At 54.3% G+C, this 525-nt stretch carries 1 rRNA gene; it reads right to left on the bottom strand.

The features are described 5' to 3' along the window. Positions 1–525: ribosomal RNA gene (locus tag AB8818_RS22885) — 23S ribosomal RNA — on the bottom strand; the annotation flags it as partial.

The raw sequence follows: 525 nt of genomic DNA, 5'->3' as shown, positions 1-525 counted from the left end.
CCCGCAGGGGCTTCACCTACATATCAGCGTGCCTTCTCCCGAAGTTACGGCACCATTTTGCCTAGTTCCTTCACCCGAGTTCTCTCAAGCGCCTTGGTATTCTCTACCTGACCACCTGTGTCGGTTTGGGGTACGATTTCGTGTTACCTGATGCTTAGAGGCTTTTCCTGGAAGCAGGGCATTTATCACTTCAGCACCGTAGTGCCTCGTCATCACGCCTCAGTGTTAAAGTGAACCGGATTTGCCTGGAACACACACCTACACGCTTAAACCGGGACAACCGTCGCCCGGCTGACATAGCCTTCTCCGTCCCCCCTTCGCAGTAACACCAAGTACAGGAATATTAACCTGTTTCCCATCGACTACGCCTTTCGGCCTCGCCTTAGGGGTCGACTCACCCTGCCCCGATTAACGTTGGACAGGAACCCTTGGTCTTCCGGCGAGCGGGCTTTTCACCCGCTTTATCGTTACTTATGTCAGCATTCGCACTTCTGATACCTCCAGCAGCCCTCACAGGCCACCTTC

This window comes from Enterobacter sp. KB-280D8 (assembly GCF_041399405.1).
GTDB lineage: Bacteria > Pseudomonadota > Gammaproteobacteria > Enterobacterales > Enterobacteriaceae > Enterobacter > Enterobacter cloacae_N.
Note: the sequence above shows the minus strand (reverse complement) of the source record. Positions and strands in the feature narration are given on the sequence as shown.